Source organism: Saccharospirillum salsuginis, assembly GCF_014651855.1.
GTDB classification, from domain to species: Bacteria; Pseudomonadota; Gammaproteobacteria; order Pseudomonadales; family Natronospirillaceae; genus Saccharospirillum; species Saccharospirillum salsuginis.
Map to the genome: position 1 here is coordinate 553178 of NZ_BMXR01000002.1, position 21618 is coordinate 574795.

Sequence of the window (21618 nt, forward strand, 5' to 3'; positions counted from 1 at the left end):
TTGGAAGTCAGTGCCGGTCATACCTTCCCTGGAACCGTATCCCGTTAGGTATAGCAAGTTCGACGGCAGAATGCCATGGGACATTGTGTTCAATCTGGACCGATGTTCAGGGGTTGAGCCAGCGTTTACCCGCATCGCCCGGTACCTCGCGGGTCAGGCGGGGCAGAAGGTAGCCGGGCAGTTCGGCCTGCATCGACTGCCACAGGGACCGGGCTTCCCGGTCGTCGACATCGAAATGGGCGGCTCCGCGGACCGGATCCAGCACATGCAGGTAATACGGCAGGACGTCGCAGTCGAACAACCGCCGGCTGAGCGCGCACTGATCCTCCAGCCGGTCATTGACGCCACGCAACAACACGGCCTGGTTCAACAGGGTACAGCCGATCCGGCGTAACGGCGCCAGCGCCCGGTGAACCTCATCGTTCAGTTCCCGGGTATGGTTGGCGTGAATCACCAGGACGGTCTTGAACCGGGTAGAGCGGATCATCTCCAGGAAACCCGCATCGAGCCGGTCCGGTAGAACGACGGGCGTGCGGCTGTGAAAGCGCAGTGTGGTCAGGTGCGGCAGGCGTTCGAGATCGGCGATCATCCCGGCCAGCCGATCATTAGGCAGGCTGAGCGGGTCGCCGCCGCTGAAGATGATCTCGTTCACATCCGGCTGGGAAGACAGGTAGGCCAGCGCTTGCTGCCAGTCGTCACGACTCAAGCGGTTGTCGGCGTAGGGGAAGTGCTGGCGGAAACAGTACCGGCAATGGACGGCGCAGGCCTGGGTGCTGACCAGCAGGGCCCGGCCCCGGTATTTATGGATGACACCCGGCGCGGGGTTCTGGCCTTGTTCGGCCAGGGGGTCGTCGCTGTAGCCGGGTTGCGGCTCGGTTTCCCGGCCGCTCGGCAGTACCTGGCGCAGTAGTGGGTCGTTCGGGTCGCCCGGCCGCATGCGGTTGACGAAGCTGAGCGGTACCCGCAGCGGGAAGGGTGCGTTGTGCAATGCGGGTTGGTCGAGGTCCCGCGCGGTCAGTTGGAGCCGGTCGAGTAATTCGTCCACGCTGCGCACGGCTTCCTTGAGCTGGGTTTGCCAGTCCGATTGGGGGGCGAGTCGGGCTATCTGGCGCTCGGAAGTGTGCGGGGAGTCCACACTGGACTCAATCTCGGTTAACATACGCCCCTCTTTTAAATGTTGCACTATGCAGGAAATGGTTAATGGCCACTTATTCTACCAATGAATTCCGCGGGGGTCTGAAGGTTCTGCTCGAGGGCGATCCTTGCACCATCGTTGAGAACGAATTCGTCAAGCCCGGAAAAGGTCAGGCCTTTAACCGGGTCAAGTTGAAGAACCTGAAGACCGGCCGCGTCTGGGAACGGACGTTCAAATCCGGTGAGTCTATCGAAGCCGCCGATGTGCTGGATATCTCCATGGAGTATCTTTACAGCGATGGCGAGTTCTGGCATTTCATGAAGACCGACGGGTCCTTTGAGCAGCTGCCGGCCGATGAGGCCGCGGTGGGCGAGACGAAGGACTGGTTGAAGGAGCAGGAGCAGTACGAGGTGACTCTGTTCAACGGCACGCCGATTTCGGTGTCTCCGCCGAACCACATCGAGCTGGAGATCGTTGAGACGGATCCGGGGGTGAAGGGTGATACGGCGACCGGCGGTTCGAAGCCGGCGACCTTGTCGACCGGGGCTGTTGTGAAGGTGCCTTTGTTTATCTCCGAGGGTGAGGTGATCAAGGTCGACACCCGGACTCGCGAATACATCAGCCGGGCCAAGCAGTAATCGGCCGGTTAGTTGCTATAGAAGCCGCCATTTGGCGGCTTTTTTGCTTTTAGGCAACCACGAGGGTAGTGCCAGGAGTTGACATAGATGTCGTGCCTAAACCCGCTGCCGAGGTGGGCCAAGGTCTTCCAGGGGCCGTCGTAAATACATCCATGTAGACTAGGCCGCAGCATCCATGCTGCGCACACCCCTTCCAGACCTTACCCCACCTCGGCTGCTAGCCATTTGTGCCTTTCATTTCTGAGCGATCAACCATGTCGACAACTGATTTCTCCAGCTCTTGGCAACCTTCAGCCTCGCTTGAGACGCTTAAGCAGCGTTCCTTGCTTCTTCGTCGCATCCGCCAATTCTTCGAAACCCGCTCGGTGATGGAAGTGGACACGCCCCATTGGTCCCGATTCGGCGTTACCGACGTTCATCTTGAGAACCTCCGCATCACGGACGGTGGCTTTCTGCTGACGTCTCCCGAATACCCGATGAAACGCCTGTTGGCGGCGGGGTCGGGCGATATTTTTCAGTTGGGGCATGTGTTTCGACGCGATGAGTCGGGGCCGCGTCATAATCTGGAGTTTACGATGCTGGAGTGGTATCGGGTCGGTTGGGACGATGAGCGGTTAATGGTCGAGGTGGCGGAGCTGTGTCGTTCGGTGGCGGATGAGCCGGAGTTGGCGGTGGAGACGGTGTCGTATCGGGAGGCCTTTGAACGGTCGGGGTTGCCGGATCCGCATCGGGCTGAGGTGGCGTTGTTGCGGGCTTGTGTCGGGAAGCAGCTGAATACGGAGGCCGGTGACTGGTCGCGCGATGAGTGTCTGGATGCGTTGATGGCGTTGGTGGTGGAGCCGGGGTTGCCCGGGGATCGTTTGGTGTTTGTGACGCGTTATCCGGCCAGTCAGGCGGCGCTGGCGCGGCATGAGGTGGTCGATGGGGTGACGGTGGGGCGTCGCTTTGAGGTGTATTGGCGGGGCATGGAGTTGGCGAATGGGTATTGGGAGCTGACGGACCCGGCGGAGCAGGCGCGACGGTTCGAGGCGGATCGGGCGCGGCGGCGTGAGCTGGGGTTGGCGGAACCGGAGGTGGACCCGAATCTGTTGGCGGCGATGGAGGCGGGTCTGCCGGAATGTGCCGGGGTGGCGTTGGGGGTGGACCGCTTGCTGATGATCGCTTTGGGTGCGTCGGATATCAGCGAGGTGTTGCCGTTCGATGCGTCACGCGCCTGATTGGAAGCCTGATTCAGTAGGTCGGATTAGGCTCGAAGAGCCGTAATCCGACACCCCCGACGCTTGTCGTCAGTCGTTCTTCGGCTTGTTCACCAGGGCTTCCAGCTTTTTCTGCATGCGCTGTTCCTTGACCTGCTTGTTCGGCTGGGGCTTGGCTTTGCGCTTGGGAGCGGGCTTGTTTTTGTTGCGTTCGGCGCGGCGCTTGTCGATGGCGTCGAGCTTCTCTTTGGCATGGCCGGCTTCCTCGGCCGTGACGGTGCCCGCCGGGGTGCCGTCGATATTGACCCGGTCGGTGCCTTCGGTCATGCAGGCGTAGTAGCTGCGCAGACGGACGTAGACGTTGAGGGCGCGGCGAATGCGGGTCTTCGACAGCTTTTCATCGGCGGCCAGGTCTTCGTGGATGCCGATTTTCAGCGGTTTGGGCTGTCTCGGGTTGAAGGCCTCCGGGTAAAGTTCGCAGAGTTCTTCCATGGCCTTGCGATTGGCTTCGAATTCTTTCTTTCGTTGCGCCTCGGTCTTTTTCTTGGCCGGGGCTTTGTCCTGAGTCTCGGGGGCGTTCTGTTCGGTCATGGTGGATCCGGCGATGACGTTGAGCGGCGCAGGATACCCCGTTACCCGTTCTTTGAAAACCCGCTTTTACGCACGATGGGCGGGTCGTTCTGTCCCTGTTCGACCCCTTTGGGAGTGAGGGCGCGCGGTTAACCGGTCTTCATGGTGGAATAGCCGAACTGACGGCTTTGGCCGGACGGGATCAGTCCCGGCTTGCGGTCCAGTTCGCGCGGGATGTCGATACCGGCCTGTTTGAAGGTGGTCAGCTGCTCCGGCGTGAGGTTTTCCAGGAAGCGTCGGTAGTAGCTGTGTATGCGTTCGTCGGCGCTACCGGCGGCGTCCCGGATCAGCGCCGTGATGGCGTCCTGGTTGTTGAGACGGTGACGATGGCCGGTCTCGCGACGCACCAGGGCGACCAGTTTGGACAGGATGTAAATGTTGGTTTCGTTGTAGATCACCAGCGATTCCATGTTGCAGCTCCTTGGTTAGCGCAATGCAGTCGACTGGAATGTAGTTGGATTCGTGGCGGTTGCTATGCAGGAATGGTGAATATTTGAACCAGGTCCGCTTTGGTATTCGGTCTTGGGATGGGGGTCACAGACTGCGAAAATTGTTGAAAATGACAGAAATTCGGCGAAATTTAAGTCAGATTTGAGTTTCGCGCTGTGAGGTGAACAGGCCCTGTAAATCTGGGTGTCCAGTCCGACGGTGCAATGACGGTCATCCATGTCCGCCCCGTCAAATCGAGCCTGTTTATTGTTACGGTATGTAACCGGGGCCGGTCGCGGAACCGGATTATTCCATGGACTGGCCCAACCGGACCCGGGCGCCGGCTGCGATGCCGTCGGCCCATTGCACGGCCTCTTTTTCGAACAGCATGACCACGGTACTGCCCAGGCGGAACCGGCCCATCTCCTCGCCTCGCTCAAGGCGCAGGGCCGGTTCGTCGAAACGATGTTGAATGATGTCACGCTGGTAGGGCGCGACCACGCCGGCCCAGGTGGTTTCGATGCTGGCGACGATCATGGCACCGACCAGCACCAGCACCATGCGGCCGCGTTCGGTGTCGAACTCGCACACCAGTCGCTCGTTACGAGCGAACAGGCGCGGTACCCGGTCGGTGGTGACGGCATTGACGCTGAACAGCCGACCGGGGACGAAGGTGGTGCGCACCAGGGTGCCGTCACAGGGCATGTGGATGCGGTGATAGTCCTTGGGCGAGAGGTACAAGGTGGCGAAATGACCGTCCTGATAGCGGCGAGCCTGTTCGGAGTCTCCGCCGAGCAGTTCGGTGGCGGTGAAACTGCGTCCCTTGGCCTGGAAGATCCGGCCGGATTCGACGCGGCCGGCCTGGCTGACGGTCCCGTCAACCGGGCAGGCCAGGGCTTTGGAATCTTCCGGTAACGGTCGGGCGCCCGGTTTCAGTGCGCGGGTGAAAAAGTCGTTGAAGTTGCGGTATTGACTCAGTTCGGGCCGTTCGGCCTCGGTCATGTCGACCTCGAAATGGCGGGCGAACCGACGGATAAAGGTGTCCCGGATCGGTCCGAATTCGGATTCGGCGAACCAGCCGGTCAGACGTGACAAGGCATGGTGCGGCGTCAGGTACTGGGTGGCCACGAAGAGGGTGTCTTTCAAAGAGGCGGTCATTGACGGCTCCGGTTGAGTGCCGTGTTCCAGTCGGCACAGAATTCTCTGAAGAGTCGATAGTCGATGTCGTTCAGTGGCTCCGGGTCACCCTTGGCGTCGGCGTAGATCATCATGGTGACCTCGGGACCGATATTGAACGAACGCAGGAAGAATGGCTGGTTGTCGGCCGCGGTCAGCAGGTTGGCCGGCAACTGCTTGCGCGCCTTGTGGCGATTGCCGTTGTGCAGAAAGGCGGCCGAGACCCGACGTGTGAATTCGGTCAGGATCGGGCTGCTGGCCAGTGGCAGTTTGAGCTGGCGCAGCGGTCGGTCGTAGTCGCAGCCTTCGCTGTCGAACGCCTCCCAGGCGCCGTTATTCACTTCCATCACTACGATCCGGTGCAGCCCCAGGCCTTTTTGCAGACCATAGAGGGCGCTTTCCTGAATCTCCACAGGGGAATGCCAACTTTTTTCGTTGCGGAATTGCCGACGGATTTCCCGCAGGGTATTGAGCTGGACGCTGTGTCGCTGGCGAGGCGTCGCCGTCGGCTTTCGCGACTCGCTGGACGGACGGGGCTGTTCGGCCGGCTTCCGCGCCGGTTTTTGCGGCGACGAGGTCCGGTTGCGGGTTTTGTGAGTACGGCCCAGTTGGGCGGCACGGGCCAGATCGGCCTCGCTGAATCCCTCCCGTTTCGGGTTGGGTTGCGTGCTGAGCGGAGGTTGGTGCGCCAACATGCGCCGCGCCGCGGTGGCGGCCTGGGGCAGTTGGTATTCGCGGGCGGCCTTGGTGATCCAGGTTTTCAGCATGGGGCGGAATTCAGTCAGCCCGAGCGCGATCTCGCCGGTCCGGCACAGGGTTTCCATGATGTCCGAATCCCAGGACAGGCGAACCCGGTACGCCAGTTCGTGGCTGAACGGCAGGAAAAATTTCAGCGCCGACAATTTGTGCGGCTGGATGCGATTCTCGATCTGCTGGTTTTCCTCCGGGCTGTTGGTCTCGGGAATGGCCGGCAGTTGGAAAAAATGGCAGAGCTCGTCGTTCCAGTCGCGTAGCGGCATACCGATGAGTTCTTCGATCAGGCGGTCGCGGTTTTCGCCGCGTTCTGCGCGGTATTCGAAGCCTTCCATCATTTGCGGTTCGAGCAGCCACAGAGTCCACAGACCGACGTTGTAGAAGAGCGTCATCCAGTAGTCGGACTCGGTCCAGGGGATCTGACGCATCTCGAACCACTGCCGCATCAGGCTGGCGGCCACCAGGCTGTCGCCGACGGTGCTCTGCAGGCCGGCCATAGCGGTGCTGCCGGCCTCGACCCTGGGGATCTCGTTGCTCAATTTGATCAGGCGCTGCGAGCCGATCAGGGCGACGGCGTGCTCCAGCGTGCGGACCAGCACCTGGCGATTGGACATCATGCGGTTGGCGAAACGATAAATCTGCATGGCCAGCAGCGGGTCTTCACTGACCACCTTGATCCAGTCCATCAAAGGTGCCGACGGCCCCGGCAGCGCGGACTGCGGGAGCAAAGCCGGTATTTTTATGGTCTTGGCGCGATCCAGCCAGGGATTGTGTGGGCTCATGCGGTAGCTTTACAGCGTATGACGTCGTTAGTGTACGGGCAGAAAGCGATCGGGTTAAGCGTTTAAGCCAACCCGAGTCGAGTGTTTTGTCGAATAATCGGATTCTGACGGAAAAAGTGATGGCCGACTAGCCGGATGATGCAAGTTTGGAGATAAGGTGTCTTTCGTGTCCGGTTACGCCGGCCAGGGGCGGGCCGTACCCACCCCAGGGGGGATGACTTGGCTCACACCAGATTTCGAGCTGTTTTCCAGTCCAGGCCGGAGGTCTTTTTCGCCGTGGGGCGATCCTGTGCGTGCAAGCGTTGCACGATCTGACCGGCGATGGAGATGGCGACCTCCGCCGGTTGCTTGCCGGGCACGTCGGCCAGGCCGACCGGGCAGACGACCCGTGCGATGTCGGCTTCGCTCCAGCCTCGATGCGCCAGGCGCTGGCGAAAGCGCCTGGCTTTGGTGTCGGATCCGATCAGGCCGATGTAGTCGATGTCCGGCCGACGCAAGGCGGTCTGCACCAGGTCGAAATCCAGTTGATGATTGTGCGTCAGAATCAATACCCAGGCGCCCTCGGGCAGGTCGGCGATGGCGTCCGTCGGTTGGTCGAGCCGTTCGATGGTGAGCGTGGCGTCGCCCTCGGTCGGCAGCCAGTCGGTGCGGCTGTCGACCCAGGTAAGCTGCAGATCGAGTGCCCTCAGAATCGGCATCAGCCGATGCGCGACATGGCCGGCGCCGAAGACCGTCAGCGACTGTAATCGCGAGGCGAACACCTCGAACAGAATCTGGGTGGCGCCGCCACAGCACTGGCCCAGGTTGGCACCGAGCTCGAAGCTTCGCACTCCGGTATGGGGTTCGCCCAACGCCAGCAGGCGACGGGCTTCCTCAATCGCCTTGTACTCCAAATGGCCGCCCCCCAGGGTGTCCCATTGTTCACTGGCGGTCACCACCATCTTGGTGGCGGCGTCGCGCGGTGTGGAACCGGCCGTGCTGAGCACCGTCAGCAGCACCAGGGGCTCGCCCTCGTGCTGGAGTTGGTGCAGCGCATCGAACCAGCGCAGGTCCTGTCTCATGAGGCGTTCCTCTCGGCGTCGTGTATCGCGTCAATGGCGAACAGCAGGCGTTCCGGCGTGGCCGGCGCATCCAGCGGCGGGCTGATGCGGTAGTCGGCGACACTTGCGACGGCGTCACGCAGCGCGCACCAGACCGAAATCGGCAACATCAGTGGCGGCTCGCCCACGGCCTTGGATTTGAAAATGGTGTCTTCCCGGTTGGATTGCGGGTAGAGCGCCACATTGAAGATTGGCGGCGTATCGCCGATGGAGGGAATCTTGTAATTCATCGGGCTGTTGGACAGCAGCCGACCCTGATCGTCCCATTTCAGTTCCTCGGTCGTCAGCCAGCCCATGCCCTGGATGAAACCGCCTTCGATCTGGCCGATGTCGATGGCCGGATTCAGGCTGTGACCGACATCGTGCAGGATGTCGACCCGGTCGACCGAGTATTCGCCGGTCAGGGTATCCAGCGACACTTCCGAGCAGGCCGCGCCGTAGGCGAAATAGAGGAAGGGACGGCCCTGACCCCGGTCCGCGTCCCAGTGCAGCTTGGGCGTGCGGTAGTAGCCGGTGGCCGACAGCGAGATGCGGTTCAGGTAGGCGGCCTGAACCAGTTCGGCGAAGCTCAGCCGCTGGTCGGCGATGATCACATCGCCGTGTTCGAAACGGATCTGATCCGGACGCACGGCGTAGTGGTCGGTGGCGAATTCGATCAGGCGTTGCTTGATCGTGCGGGCCGCGTTCTGCGCCGCCTTGCCGTTCAGGTCCGTGCCGCTGGACGCGGCCGTCGGCGAGGTGTTGGGCACCTTGTCGGTACGCGTCGAGGAGACTTGCACGGCCTCCAGCGCCACGCCGAATTCGGTGGCGACCACCTGGGCGACCTTGGTGAACAGGCCCTGGCCCATCTCGGTGCCGCCGTGGTTCAGGTGAATGCTGCCGTCGGTGTAGATGTGGATCAGCGCGCCGGCCTGGTTCAGGTGTTTGGCGGTGAAGGAGATGCCGAATTTCACCGGTGTCAGCGCCAGGCCTTTCCTGATCACCGGGTTGGCACGGTTGAACTCGGAGATTTCCTCGCGGCGCACCCAGTAGTCGCTGTCGTTCTCCAATCGTTCGATCAGTTCGGGCAGGATGTTGTCTTCCACCGTCATGTGGTAGGGCGTGACGTTGCGGTCGTCGGTACCGTAGAGGTTGCGTTTGCGAACCGTAAGCGGGTCCTCGCCGATGGCGCGGGCGATGTCATCCAGAGCCGCTTCGATGGTCATCATGCCCTGGGGGCCACCGAACCCGCGAAAGGCGGTGTTGGAGACCGTGTGGGTCTTGCTCCGGTGGCCGACCACGCGGGATGCCCCCAGGAAGTAGGCGTTGTCCGAATGGAACATGGCGCGGTCGACGATTGCGTTGGACAGGTCCGGGGAATACCCGCAGACGCCGTTCACTTCGATGTCCGCCGCCTGGATCAGCCCCTGGTCGTCGAACCCCAGCCGCCAGCGGTTGACGAACGGATGGCGTTTGCCGGTCGCCGCCATGTCCACGCCACGCGGCAGGCGCAGCTTGACCGGACGACCGGTCTGGCGGGCGAGCAGGGCGGCCAGGCAGGCCCATTGCGCCGCCTGGCTTTCCTTGCCGCCGAAACCGCCGCCCATGCGACGCACGTCGACGGTCACCTGATTGAACGGCACGCCCAGTACCTCGGCGACCAGTTTTTGCACTTCGGTCGGATGCTGGCTGGAGGTATAGACCATCATGCCGCCGTCTTCCTCGGGAATGACCAGGCTGGCCTGGCCCTCCAGATAGAAGTGTTCCTGGCCGCCGATGTGAATTTCACCGGAAAGCTGGTGCGGCGCGCGCTCAAGGGCCGTGCTCGAGTCGCCGTTTTGGAACTCGACCGTTTTGCCGACGGTGGCGTTCGCCGCGCGCGCGGCCTCGACGGTCAGGACCGGCGTACCCGGTTCGATGACCCATTCGGCCGCCAATGCCGCCTGACGCGCCTGTTCATAGCTGTCGGCGGCGACCGCGAACAGCGGCTGACCGTGAAACAGGATCTCGCCATCGACCAGAACCGGATCGCCCGGGAATACGGCGCCAATGTCGCGGTGGCCGGGCACATCGTCGATGGTGACCACGCCGCGTACACCCTTAGAGCGGCGAACGGCATCGATCGACAGGGATTTCAGCGAACCGGCGGCCACGTCGGCGAGCCCGACGGCGGCATGCAGCAGACGCGCCGGTTCCGGCAGATCGTCGACATAACGGGCCGACCCCGCCACCTGACGTCGCGCGCTTTCATGCGCGGTCGGATGGCCGGCCTGGCCACTGCTTTGGCGGGGGACGGTTCCCGAGGAGTAGAGGGCATCGGTCAGTTTACGCATGGTGAGCCACCCCCGAGTTGAAGACGCGACTGAGTTGATCGGTACGGGTTGTCTCCAGATGGAAGCGTTTCAACAGATTGGCCGTGACCCGGACCCGGTAGCGCGCGCTGGCCCGGACATCGTCGATCGGCGCCAGTTCGTCCGCCAGGCGCCGGGCGGCCTCCTCGATGTCGAGCGACGGCCAGTGCTGGCCGACCAGGCTCGCCTGCCAGTCCGGCAGCCACAGCGGCGTCGCGGCGAGACCGCCGAATGCGGCGCGGATTTCCGCCACTCGCTCGTCGTCCGGCTCCAGGTAAAACACGGCGCAGACGGTGGAAATGTCATCCTCGAACCGCTTGGAGATTTTATAGGCGCGCAGCTCGCTGCCGGGTCGGCGACGCGGCAGATGAACGGTGTCGATCCATTCCCCGGCTTGCAACTGGGTCCGGCGATAGCCGGTGATCAGCTCCGCGACCGGGATCCGTCGTTCGCCATGCCCGCTGGCCAGGGTGACTTCCGCACCCAGAGCGATCAGCAGCGGCGGGGTGTCGCCGATGGGGGACGCCGTCCCCAGATTGCCACCCAGGGTGCCGCGATTACGGATGGGGCGCGACCCCAGGCGCTCCAGCCATTCGGCCGCCTCGGGGTAGTCCGCGAGCAGCGCAGGTTCCAGATCCGAGTAGCTGACGGCGGCGCCGATGTGAATGCCGGTGTCGTCGACGATCACGCTGTTCAGACCCTCGACACGCGTCAGGTCGATCAGGCCGTGCAACGACCGGCTCGACTGTGTCTTCTCCAGTGCCAGGTCGGTGCTGCCGGCACTGAACCGCGCGTCGGGTGCGGATTCCAGGGTTTTCGCCAATTCCTGACGCGTCCGGGGCTGCCAAAATCCGACCGAAGGGTCAGCTTTTGGGGTGTTTGGTAACACGGATGTTTCCATTTGACCCAGTTCGGCTTCAATGGCCTCGCGTTCCAGATCGAAGGCATCGCCATGGCGCTGTTGCAGCACCTCCAGCGCCGCATCGATGATCGGCCGATAGCCGGTGCAGCGACACAGGTTGCCCGACAGGGCCGACAGAACGGCCTCGCGTTGGGGGGGCGCCTCGCTGTGGTAGAGGGCGAACAGGCTCATGACGAAGCCCGGCGTACAGAAGCCGCATTGCGAGCCATGGTGCCGGACCAGCGCGTCCTGAACCGGATGCAGTTCGCCGTTGCGCACCAGGTGCTCGACCGTCAGCACCTGCTTCCCGTTCAGGCTGTGAACAAAGGTGATGCAACTGTTCAGGCTGCGGTACCGCAACCCGTCCGGGGTGTTCTCGCCGACCACCACGGTGCAGGCACCGCAGTCGCCGGACGCGCACCCTTCCTTGGTGCCGGTCAGGCCGGCGTCCTGCCGGAGGTATTCGAGTACCGTCATATCCGGGTCCGTGTCCGTCAGACTGATCGGTTCCCGGTTGAGTAAGAAGGTGGTCATAGCGTTTGCTCTCAATGGTTGGAGCCGGACCTTGGATTCAAAGATATCAATGCAAATTCAGGGCCAAAATATGACCAAGTGGTCAGGAAATGATGTGGGTAGACGTTATTCTGTTGGTTGTATTTTAGTCAATTCTGGCGGGTTATCGGGAGATTGGAAACGAGTAAAAATTGATGCACTGTTTTGGTGCGAGAAGTTCAGGTGTCGGGAAACGTGTCTTTGATCAGAGTGACCAAGGCATCCAGACGGGCGTTGGACAGCTGTCTGTAGTCGAAATAGGGCGTCAGGATCAGCCGCTGCGACGGCGATATACGGATGCCGTCCGCACCGGTCACCAGATCCGGAATCCGACTCTCGGTGAAACCACAGTCGAGGGCGTAGGTTTTGCCCATCACCAGTGTCAGCGCGCACACGGGCATCACCGGTTTGGAGAACAGCAGGGCGGTGCCCGACCCCGCTTGCAGCAATCGGTTGTCCCGCTCGTCCTGCCAGCGATCGTATTCGGGCAGAAGTCCGTGAACGAGTTTGGCGTAGAGGTTGATGATCTTGCGCCAGTGGTTGCCGGTGGCGGCGACAAGCGTTTCCAGTTCACCCGGCGCTGCGGGGGTAAGCGTGTCGCGGTGCTCGTAGTCCGGCAGTGGCGGCCGGTTCGGGCCGTGTACCCGAATCCGGGCCGCCGGGTCTCCCAGGCCGATGTCGGTCATGGTGTGGTTCCGAGTTTGACGTTGAAGCCGATCAGCGTATTGAAAAAACGGCGCCGGGTGTAGCCGTTCAGACCGTCGATCGGGTCGTTGTAGCGCAACAGTTGCAAGCTGATGAAGGGTTCCACGCGACGACCGAGTGCAGGACCATGCAGGGTGGAGGATAACCCGACCAGTCGATTGTCCGTATACAGCGGTTGTTCCAGATGAAGCCCCAGTGCCAGCGCGGGCAGTGGCCTGGGACGAACCCCGACTTCCAGGCCCAGGTTGAGGGGATTGAAGCCTTCCCGCAGCAGGACGGTATCCAGGTGAGTCGACGCGTACCAGGCGGGTCGTCCGGTCGTCGCCGGGGATTGATACAACACGCCAAGCCGATACTCGAACGCGGTCGAGACACCGAATCGCATTCGGCTGTTCTGCATCAGCGACGAGGCCCAGATACGCTCCAGGGTCTCCGCCTGCAACCAGCCCGCCGTTCCAACCAACAGGGCGAGCCACCCGGAGTTAACCCGCCGCATCCAGAGCCTCTTGCTTCAGTTGAACGCACAGTGGCAACGCATCCGTGGTGATCGTATTGACGCGGTGCTCCAGCGCCTTGTTCAGATCCGCGACACTATCGGCGCCATACAACCCGACGCGCTTGCCGCGCTGCCGAAGCCGCTCGATATGAACCTCGGAGATCGACCCCACATCCACGCCGTCGAATCCCGACTCCATACCCGCCAGGTATTCACGGTGCGCCAGCATCAATGGAAACTCCACCCGAAAGCCTTCGAAGGGCGGTTGCACAATATCCTTTAAAAAAGACGTTCCCTGAATCCGGTCGTCGTTCTCCGGGTAGTAGCGTTCGATCAACGCCACGGTGTCGTTATGGATCGGATCCTTGAATTCGAGATACAGGATAAAATCGGACTGGTTGAACCGCTGCAATACCGATTCCAGCGTCGGAATGTCTTCGCCGTTTTTCAGCTCGCACTGGCGCTGCAGTTCCGCGAGTGACAAGTCTCCAATCCCGGCCGTGTCCGGACAGTTTTCACCGGGCTTGCTTCGCGTCAAACCGGCCAGGGTCCGATCGTGAAACACCATGGCGACATCGTCCCGGGTATGAAAAATATCCATTTCGGTGCCATCGGCACCCAGGTTGTAAGCCGCGAGAAACGCTCCGAGCGTATTCTCGAACGTCGTCTCCGACACATGGCCCCGATGACCCAGGCAGGCAACTTCTTCAAGCGCCAGGTCTTCAACCTGCACGCAGCCGGACAGCGCATACAAGGCCAGCAGCGAGGAAACCACCCAGCGAGCTGGCATCACATCAACCTCCGGTCTTCTCTATTTCAACAATGTGGCCACATTGTCTGGGTTGTTTATCGCTTACGTCAGTGCGCAAAGTCACAAGGATGGTATGTGGTTTTAGGAGTCAGGAGTGGGGGTAAGGGTTGCCGGGGTCGCGCGGTGTGCCGCCCACTCAATACATCCATGTAGGCTTGGCGACCGCATCCATGCGGTCGACATCCCCGGAAACCCTTACCCCCACTCCTGACCCCCGCAGCTACGATGCCTTCGGTACGAATTATGAAGTGCATTGAATCTGCAAGAATGGAGTCTGGGTTGCTCGAGGGATGGCTTTGAAGTGTGAATTAGTCCGCTAATTTGAGCAGTGGAGGTACGGGGTGCTCTGGAAGGGGTATCTGAGGCATGGACTGGTGCGCCAGCCCGGTCCGAAGTTAAGCGCCCATGGATGGGTTTACAGCGGCCCCTGGAAGAGCGCGCCGTTCCTCCACTGCGGCCGATTGGCTATAAGGCAAACACAATCACTGTGGTGTATACGGGCACCTACTCAAACGACAGGCACAAAAAAGCCGGCGCAAGGCCGGCTTTAGCGTTTTGACTCTCTGGCTGTAATCAGCTCTTAGACAGAGTAGTACAGATCGAACTCAAGCGGGTGCGTGGTCATCTGCAACTGAGTGACTTCTTCCATCTTCAGCTCGATGTACGCATCGATCACGTCGTCGTCGAATACACCGCCGGCCTTCAGGAATTCGCGGTCCTGATCCAGCGCCTGCAGAGCCTGCTCCAGGCTGCTGCACACAGTCGGGTACTCGTTTTGCTCTTCCGGCGGCAGATCGTACAGATCCTTGTCCGCGGCATCGCCCGGGTGGATCTTGTTCTTGATGCCGTCCAGGCCAGCCATCAGGAAGGCGGAGAACATCAGGTACGGGTTCGCGGTCGGATCGCCGAAACGCACTTCCACACGCTTGCCCTTCGGAGAAGAGACGTACGGTATCCGGATGGACGCCGAACGGTTGCGGGCGGAGTAGGCCAGCATAACCGGTGCTTCGAAGCCCGGAACCAGACGCTTGTAAGAGTTGGTCGAAGCGTTGGCGAACGCGTTCAGTGCGCGGGCGTGCTTGACGATACCGCCGATGTAGTACAGCGCGTTTTCGCTCAGACCGGCGTATTCGTCACCGGCGAACTGGTTCATGCCGTCCTTGGAGAAGGACATGTGAACGTGCATGCCGCTGCCGTTGTCGCCGACCAGGGGCTTGGGCATGAAGGTCGCGGTCTTGCCGTAGGCGTGAGCCACATTGTGCACCGCGTATTTCAGGACCTGAACTTCATCGGCCTTCTTGGTCAGGGTGTTGGCGCCGACACCGATTTCGCACTGGCCGGCGGTGCCGACTTCGTGGTGGTGTACTTCGATTTCGAGGCCCATGGCTTCCATGGCGTCGCACATGGCGGCACGCAGGTCATGCAGGCTGTCGACCGGGGGAACCGGGAAGTAGCCGCCCTTGACCTTGGGACGGTGACCCAGGTTGCCGTCTTCGAATACTTTCTCGGAAGACCAGGCCGCTTCTTCGGAATCGATCTTGTAGAAGGCGCCGGAGATGTCCGCGCCCCACTTGACGTCGTCGAAGACGAAGAATTCGGGTTCGGGACCGAAGATGGCCTTGTCGCCCAGACCGGTGGATTCCAGGTAGGCTTCTGCGCGCTTGGCGACGGAACGCGGGTCGCGGTTGTAGCCTTCGCCGGTGGACGGTTCGACGATATTGCAGCGAACGATGATGGTGGCGTCTTCGGTGAACGGGTCGAGGATGGTGGCTTCGTCGTCCGGCATCAGGATCATGTCGGATTCGTTGATGCCTTTCCAGCCGGCGATGGACGAACCGTCGAACATCTTGCCGTCGGTGAAGAAGGAATCGTCCACTTCCTTGGCCGGAATGGTTACGTGTTGCTCTTTACCCTTGGTGTCGGTAAAGCGCAGGTCAACCCATTTCGCTTCGGAGTCTTTTAGCAGTTTCAGAGTATGCTCTGACATATGTACGTCTCCAGGTTGAACGGCCCGTGGGGCCGGTGTGCTATTTAAGGCGATTCAATTCGGTGGTGTCGCCGCGTGTGATGACCGCTCGAGCCTGACGACCCGTTGGAACCAGAAGCCACACGGCAAAGCACTATCTGTGTGCATGGTGAGAGCAAGTGCTGTGCCAACGACAATTAAGCCAGTCCCATGGGGCTTTCCGGGCGATCGCCGGGGTTCGGCTGCTCTATCGTCGCACCAATATAGTGCCTTGATTCGAGCTTTGCACAGAATTGGTGCGCACTTTTGGTGCACTGTCGGGAGTGACCAGCCCGTCCGGGGGCGTCATGGATTCGGGGGACGGATGAAATTGGCGGGCCGGACCGCTATACTCACGCGCCCGCACGACCCGACCGAAGACAGAAACCTTATGTTGTATACGATCAAGCTGCATCCGGAAATTACCATCAAGACCAAGCCGGTGCGGCAGTTGATGACCAAAAGCCTGGCCCAGAACACCCGCAACGTGTTGCGGCGCATTCATCCCGACGTCACTGTGCGCAACGACTGGGATTCCATTTTGGTGCGCACGCCCGACGCCACCGAAGACAGGATCAACGAGGCCATCGAGGAGGCGCTGGAGTGCATCCCCGGCATCGCCTTCTACAACGCCGTGGTCGATTTCCCGTTGGGCGATTTCGACGACATGGTGCGCGATACGCTCTCGGTCTGGCGGGAGGATCTGGCGGGCAAGACGTTCTGCGTGCGGGTCAAGCGGTCCGGCCATCACGACTTTTCCTCGGTGGATGCCGAGCGCTATGTCGGCGGTGGTTTGAACAAGTTCACCGATGCCGCCGGTGTGCGTCTCAAGCACCCCGAGGTAGAGGTGAAGCTCGAGATCAAGCGCAACCGGGTTTATGTGGTCAAACAGAGACGGCGCGGCATGGGGGGCTATCCGCTGGGCACCCAGGAAACGGTGTTGTCGCTGGTCAGCGGTGGCTTCGACTCGACGGTGGCGGCCTATCAGATGCTGCGCCGGGGCGTGAAAAGCCACTTCCTGTTCTTCAATCTTGGCGGCGCGGCCCATGAAAACGGAGTCAAGGAAGTCATTTACTACCTGTGGAAGAAGTTCGGCAGTTCGCACAAGGTCAATTTCGTCAGTGTGCCGTTCGAGGGCGTGGTCGAAGAGATTCTGTCCAAGGTCGAGGACCGCTATATGGGCGTGGTGCTCAAGCGCATGATGATGCGCGCCGCCGAACAGGTCGCGACCTATCAGCGCATTCCGGCCCTGGTGACCGGCGAGGCCATCGCCCAGGTATCCAGCCAGACGCTGCCCAACCTGAGCCACATCGACGACGTGACCGACAGCCTGGTGATCCGCCCGCTGATCGTGACCGACAAGCCCGAAATCATCGACATCGCCCGGAACATTGGCACCGCGACCTTCGCCGAGCGCATGCCGGAATACTGCGGGGTGATTTCCCGTAAGCCCAATGCCGCCTGTAAGCGGGTGGATGTGGAAGCCGCTGAAACGGACTTCGACTGGGCCGTACTGGAGCAGGCGGTCGAAGCGGCGAAGACCGAGGCCATCGACGAGATGACCTGGGTCAGTCAGGATGATCTGGAGGCGGATCTGGACGCGCCCGCCGATTCCGATCGGCCGGTGACGGTGATCGATGTGCGCCACCCGACCGAAGCCGAAGTATCACCGCTGGAGCTGGCGGGGCAGGAAGTCCTGCAGATTCCCTTTTACAGTCTGAACCGCCGGTTCGGTGGCCTGGATCCGGACGTCCATTACCTGTTGTATTGCGACAAGGGCGTGATGAGCAAGCTCCACGCCCTGCACCTGAAGGATGCCGGCTTCGACAATGTCGGTGTCTACCACCGGGACTGATTAACGCGGACGCGCCAGTCTCAATACCCAGTCTTTCAGCACCTGTCCGGCGACATCGGCATCGTCCACGCTAACGGCCTTGTCGCCCTGGTGGCTGTCCCCGCCCTGGCAGCGCACGAATAGCATGGCCACCGGGCACAGGCGGGCCATCGCGGCGGCATCCTGGCCGGTGCCGCTGACCAGATAACGCGGCCTCAAACCGGCATCCTCGATCGCGTGCGCCAATTCCAGCTGCAGCCAGTCGGCGCAGGTCACCGCGGGCGTCGCCCGGGTCTCGACCCACTCCATCTCAATCTCGCGTTCCTGGCAGGCGAGTCGAGCCGTCTCCCAGATGGTCGACAGGGCCGCATCCCGGCTGGCGTCCTGTTCACTGCGCAAATCGAGGCTGATCCGGGCCTGGCCGGCAATCACTTCGGCGTCGCCGGGATGGGACTCGATGCGTCCGACGGTGGCGTTGACACCGTGTTCGCGGGCGACCCGCTCGACGATCAGGATGAACTCGGCCGCGGCCGCCAGCGCATCCTGGCGCAGGTGCATGGGAACGGTGCCGGCATGACCGGCGGTGCCGTTGAACTCGATGGTGAACCGGCGCGTGCCGGCCAGCGCAGTCACGATACCGACCGGCAGTTCTTCGGTTTCCAGTACCGGACCCTGTTCGATGCCGGTTTCCAGGTAGGCCATGATCGGCGAACCCTGAAGGCTGGCCCGGTGGGCCCGGGTGGCGTCGAGGCCGAATCGCGACCAGGCCTCGGCCAGGCTGGTGTCGTCGCGGTCCTGCAGTTTGGCCCAACCCGCATCCCAACCGCCGGCCACGGCCATGCTGCCGAGGTGCGGCACCCCGAATCGATGGCCATCGTCATTGGCGAAGGCGACCAGGTCGAGATGAAACGGCAGTTGGACCGCATCCTGTTTGAGTGATCGCAACACCAGCAGCGGCATCACGACGCCGAGGAAAGGATCGCTGTCCAGATCGGTGTCCAGGTGGGCGCCGAGCAGGACAACAGGCGCCTCCGCCCGGTCGCTTTCCAGTCGTCCCCAAAGATTGCCGGCGGCATCGCGCCAGTGGGATAGGCCGGCGTCGTCCAGCCCGTCGATCAACAGTTCGTGGAGGCCGTGATGGGTGGCGGACAGATAGCCGGTCGAGCCGGCCTCGGCCCGCTCCACCCGATCGGCCAGGGTTCTGCACCATTCCAGTGCGTCTTCGCCCCAGTGGGTCATAACACCTTCGGATTGAATGAGTGGAATTGATTCTTGCCGCTGGCCTTGGCTTTGTACATGGCCTTGTCGGCGGCTTCGTAAAGGGCATCGAAATGATCGCCCTGCTCGGGATAGACGGCCACACCCATCGAACATCGGCTGTGTAACCGGGTGCTGTCCCACTCGATGGGCGCCTGCAATTCCTGGATCAGCTTGTTGGCGACAATGGTCGCCTCTTCGGCCGATTCCAGTGAGGCCAGCACGATGAACTCGTCGCCGCCCAGGCGCGCCACCGTGTCACTTTGGCGGACATTTCCGCGCAGTCGTTGGGCGATGGCCTTGAGCAGGGCATCGCCGGCCGGGTGGCCGCTGTTGTCGTTGATGACCTTGAAGTCGTCCAGGTCGATGACGAATACGGCGATGTGGCTGCTCGACCGGTCGGCGCTGAACGCCAGTTGGCGAAAGCGGTCTTCCAGCAGCAGTCGGTTGGGCAGGCCGGTCAGCGGGTCATGGAAGGCCATCTGCTGGAAGGTGTCCCGGTCGATTTCCAGGCTGCGCTGGCGAGCCTTGAACTCGGAAATATCCTGTACAGCGCCGACCACATAGTTGCGACCGCGTGAATCCGTCGCGACCTGGGCGGTCACACGCAGCCAGCGGGCCGGGTCGAAACCGTCCAGTGTGACTTCCAGGTCCATCGGCTGTCCGGTGTAGAGCGTGCCGCCGACCTGGCGTACGAGCTGGCGGCCGGAGGGTTCGTCGAACAGCTTCTTGATGCTGTCCAGCGAGGTATCGAACGCCCGGGGGATGGCCAGGATCCGATAGGTCTCCTCGGTGAAGGCGAACCGTTGCTGTTGGGTGTCGAATTCCCAGCCGCCGACCCGGGCCATGCGGTTGGTCTGCTGCAGCAGGTTCTGGCTGTGCTGGAGCTGGTTCAGCGCCGTTTTGTAATGGGAGATATCGCGGAAAATCACCCAACTGCCGACAATCTCGCCCCGATTGTCACGAAAAGCGCTGGCGCGAATGGACACCGGTACGACACGGCCGTCACGGTGCAGAAGCTCCTTTTCGAAGACTTCCGAATAACCGTGTTCCTCCACCTGACGGGTGATTTCGTGATCCACCTCTTCCCAGCCGGGCGGTGTCAGGTCGTGGTAAGTCAGGTTGGTCAGCTCTTCGCGGCTGTAACCGATCATGTCGAGATAGGCGCGGTTGGCGTAGCGCAGTTCATGATCCTTGGTCCAGAACGCGATCGCATCCAGACTGTTGCGGAACAGGGCGCGGAATCGGCGTTCGCTGCTGGTCAGGCTTTCGATCAATTGGTTGCGCAGCGAGCTGTCGCGGCAGATCGACCAGCAACCTTCCGGATTGCCGTCGGCGTCGCGTACCAGCGCCAGACGGATGGATACCGGGATCAGGCTGCCGTCCTCGCGGAGATAGTGTTTTTCGTAGACTTCACTGACACCGTCTTCCAATACCTGATCGCGGTAGCGGCGGTCTTCCTCCTCCAGGTACTCCTCAGGCGTGAATTCCCGGAAATTGCGACCGATGACGTCCTGTGCTGCGCGCCCCAGCATGTCCAGAAAGGCCTGGTTGGCGAGCTGGAAATTGCCGTCGATGGTGGCGAAGGCGATGCCGTCCATGCTGGATTCGAACAGGGCGTAGAGGCGGTGTTGCATCAGCCCTTCTTCTTCCACCGTCTTCAACTGAATCAGGAAACCGTCGTGGTCACCCAGCCGGAACGATTGAATATCCACCTGAACCCGCTGGTCCCGACCCGCCGTCACGGCGGTCGTCAGTATGGTCCGGGCGCCATCGGTCAGAGACAGTTGGTGAGGTGTCAGGGAGGGCAGAAACTGGTCGACGGACCAGTCGTCCAGTGTTTGAACGTCACAACACAGCCAGGCCGCCAAAGCGGGGTTAGCGGCCTGAATCGCCCCGAATCGGTCGCAAACCAACTGCGGACGGGGGCTCTGTTCGAATGCGGCCTTCAGAGGTGACCGCTCGTCACCCTCTCTCACGGGCTGCCCTCTTGGTGTCGGCCCGTCATTGGGCCTGAATGGCGACCGGGAAATGGCGTTCCCAGTCGCTCAAGTTACGATGTTAACGACATCGCTTCAATTGGTCGTTTCGGATTCGTTCTTCTGCTTGTTTTGCAGGTAAAGGGCGTCGAAATTGACCGGGGCCAGCATCAGCGCCGGGAAAGAGCCCTTGGTGACGGCCGCGTCGACCGCTTCACGCGCGTACGGGAAGAGCACGGAGGGGCAGTAGGCACCGAGCATCTGGTCACGGGTTTCCTCGGGGAAACCGGACAGGGTGAAGATGCCGGCCTGGTGGATCTCGGCCAGGAAGGCTGTCTGTTCACCCAGCTTGGCTTCGACGGTCACGATCAGCAGGACTTCGTAGACGCCTTCGTCCAGCGAGCGGGTCCGGGTGTTCAGGTCCAGTTTGACCTGGGGCTTCCATTCTTCGCGGAAGATGGCCGGGGCATTGGGGGATTCGAACGAGACGTCCCGGGTGTAGATGCGTTGAATGGCGAATTGGGGTTTTTGTTGTTCGGTCATGCGGGCTCCTAATGAATTCCTTGGGGTTGTCTTGTAATGATGTGCGGTTCCGTCGAGGGCCGGTGTCAGTCCGGCTGACCGGCGTCGCGGAGCAGGGCGTCCAGCTGACCGGCCCGCTCCAGGGCGAACAACTCGTCGCAGCCACCCACGTGTCGATCACCGATCCAGATTTGCGGTACGGTGAACTGACCGCTTTTCCGCATCATTTCCTGGCGTAACTCGGGCTGGCCGTCGACACTGATTTCCCGATAGGCGGCGCCTTTCCGGTCCAGCAATTGTTTGGCGCGGATGCAGAACGGACACCATTGTGTCGTATACAGGGTAACGGGGGCGGTGGACATGGGTACGACCTCGGTCTCGACCGGA

19 protein-coding genes are annotated in these 21618 nt (G+C 61.6%); 3 read left to right on the forward strand and 16 right to left on the reverse strand.

The features are described from left to right. Positions 1 to 106: 106 nt before the first annotated feature. The gene (epmB, locus tag IE111_RS05575) at positions 107 to 1159 is read right to left on the reverse strand and encodes an EF-P beta-lysylation protein EpmB (RefSeq protein WP_189607502.1); all 1053 of its coding nucleotides are present in this window, start codon (positions 1157 to 1159) and stop codon (positions 107 to 109) included. 41 nt (positions 1160 to 1200) lie between these two features. On the opposite strand from epmB, the gene efp reads away from it, so the two are divergent. Further along, complete coding sequence (gene efp, locus IE111_RS05580; protein ID WP_189607503.1) at positions 1201 to 1773, forward strand: elongation factor P; 573 nt, start codon at positions 1201 to 1203, stop codon at positions 1771 to 1773. A 254-nt stretch (positions 1774 to 2027) separates the two neighbouring features. Further along, positions 2028 to 2990 carry an EF-P lysine aminoacylase EpmA gene (epmA, locus tag IE111_RS05585; RefSeq protein WP_189607504.1) on the forward strand — a complete coding sequence of 321 codons (963 nt, stop codon included), beginning with the start codon at positions 2028 to 2030 and terminating at the stop codon, positions 2988 to 2990. A gap of 69 nt (positions 2991 to 3059) precedes the next feature. Here the strand turns inward: epmA and IE111_RS05590 are convergent, their stop codons facing one another. The 11 genes from IE111_RS05590 to glnA form a co-directional block, all read right to left on the reverse strand. Further along, complete coding sequence (locus tag IE111_RS05590) at positions 3060 to 3560, reverse strand: ProQ/FINO family protein (RefSeq protein ID WP_189607505.1); 501 nt, start codon at positions 3558 to 3560, stop codon at positions 3060 to 3062. 128 nt (positions 3561 to 3688) lie between these two features. Continuing rightward, on the reverse strand, positions 3689 to 4009 hold the full coding sequence (locus IE111_RS05595; RefSeq protein WP_189607506.1) for a hypothetical protein: 321 nt from the start codon (positions 4007 to 4009) through the stop codon (positions 3689 to 3691). A 325-nt stretch (positions 4010 to 4334) separates the two neighbouring features. Next, a complete protein-coding gene (gene asd / locus IE111_RS05600) occupies positions 4335 to 5186 on the reverse strand; it encodes an archaetidylserine decarboxylase (RefSeq protein WP_229805241.1) in 852 nt (283 codons plus the stop codon). Beyond that, on the reverse strand, positions 5183 to 6739 hold the full coding sequence (locus IE111_RS05605; protein ID WP_189607507.1) for an HDOD domain-containing protein: 1557 nt from the start codon (positions 6737 to 6739) through the stop codon (positions 5183 to 5185). Before IE111_RS05605 ends, asd begins: the two co-directional genes overlap by 4 nt. A gap of 224 nt (positions 6740 to 6963) precedes the next feature. After that, positions 6964 to 7800, reverse strand: a complete 837-nt coding sequence (xdhC, locus tag IE111_RS05610; RefSeq protein ID WP_189607508.1) for a xanthine dehydrogenase accessory protein XdhC — start codon at positions 7798 to 7800, stop codon at positions 6964 to 6966. After that, positions 7797 to 10151, reverse strand: coding sequence for a xanthine dehydrogenase molybdopterin binding subunit (gene xdhB, locus IE111_RS05615; protein ID WP_189607509.1), 2355 nt, complete (start codon positions 10149 to 10151; stop codon positions 7797 to 7799). Before xdhB ends, xdhC begins: the two co-directional genes overlap by 4 nt. Further along, complete coding sequence (gene xdhA / locus IE111_RS05620) at positions 10144 to 11604, reverse strand: xanthine dehydrogenase small subunit (RefSeq protein ID WP_189607510.1); 1461 nt, start codon at positions 11602 to 11604, stop codon at positions 10144 to 10146. The genes xdhB and xdhA overlap by 8 nt, the downstream gene beginning before the upstream one ends. Before the next feature lie 197 nt (positions 11605 to 11801). Next, positions 11802 to 12308: a DUF6942 family protein gene (locus IE111_RS05625; RefSeq protein ID WP_189607511.1), complete on the reverse strand. Its 507-nt coding sequence runs from the start codon at positions 12306 to 12308 to the stop codon at positions 11802 to 11804. Then, complete coding sequence (locus tag IE111_RS05630; RefSeq protein WP_189607512.1) at positions 12305 to 12823, reverse strand: hypothetical protein; 519 nt, start codon at positions 12821 to 12823, stop codon at positions 12305 to 12307. The genes IE111_RS05625 and IE111_RS05630 overlap by 4 nt, the downstream gene beginning before the upstream one ends. Beyond that, on the reverse strand, positions 12810 to 13613 hold the full coding sequence (locus tag IE111_RS05635; RefSeq protein WP_189607513.1) for a glycerophosphodiester phosphodiesterase: 804 nt from the start codon (positions 13611 to 13613) through the stop codon (positions 12810 to 12812). Before IE111_RS05635 ends, IE111_RS05630 begins: the two co-directional genes overlap by 14 nt. A 601-nt stretch (positions 13614 to 14214) precedes the next feature. Then, complete coding sequence (gene glnA, locus IE111_RS05640) at positions 14215 to 15621, reverse strand: glutamate--ammonia ligase (RefSeq protein ID WP_189607514.1); 1407 nt, start codon at positions 15619 to 15621, stop codon at positions 14215 to 14217. A 409-nt stretch (positions 15622 to 16030) separates the two neighbouring features. Here glnA and thiI point away from each other — a divergent pair, with 409 nt between their 5' ends. Continuing rightward, the gene (gene thiI, locus IE111_RS05645) at positions 16031 to 17494 is read left to right on the forward strand and encodes a tRNA uracil 4-sulfurtransferase ThiI (protein ID WP_189607515.1); all 1464 of its coding nucleotides are present in this window, start codon (positions 16031 to 16033) and stop codon (positions 17492 to 17494) included. Here thiI and IE111_RS05650 read toward each other — a convergent pair whose 3' ends face one another. From IE111_RS05650 to grxC, 4 genes are all read right to left on the reverse strand, one after another. Then, positions 17495 to 18712 carry a Zn-dependent hydrolase gene (locus tag IE111_RS05650; protein WP_189607516.1) on the reverse strand — a complete coding sequence of 406 codons (1218 nt, stop codon included), beginning with the start codon at positions 18710 to 18712 and terminating at the stop codon, positions 17495 to 17497. Then, a complete protein-coding gene (locus IE111_RS05655; protein WP_189607517.1) occupies positions 18709 to 20709 on the reverse strand; it encodes a sensor domain-containing protein in 2001 nt (666 codons plus the stop codon). The genes IE111_RS05650 and IE111_RS05655 overlap by 4 nt, the downstream gene beginning before the upstream one ends. Before the next feature lie 96 nt (positions 20710 to 20805). Beyond that, on the reverse strand, positions 20806 to 21252 hold the full coding sequence (gene secB / locus IE111_RS05660; RefSeq protein ID WP_189607518.1) for a protein-export chaperone SecB: 447 nt from the start codon (positions 21250 to 21252) through the stop codon (positions 20806 to 20808). A gap of 65 nt (positions 21253 to 21317) precedes the next feature. Then, entirely contained in the window at positions 21318 to 21593 is a 276-nt protein-coding gene (grxC, locus tag IE111_RS05665) for a glutaredoxin 3 (RefSeq protein WP_189607519.1), read from the reverse strand. Positions 21594 to 21618: the final 25 nt, after the last annotated feature.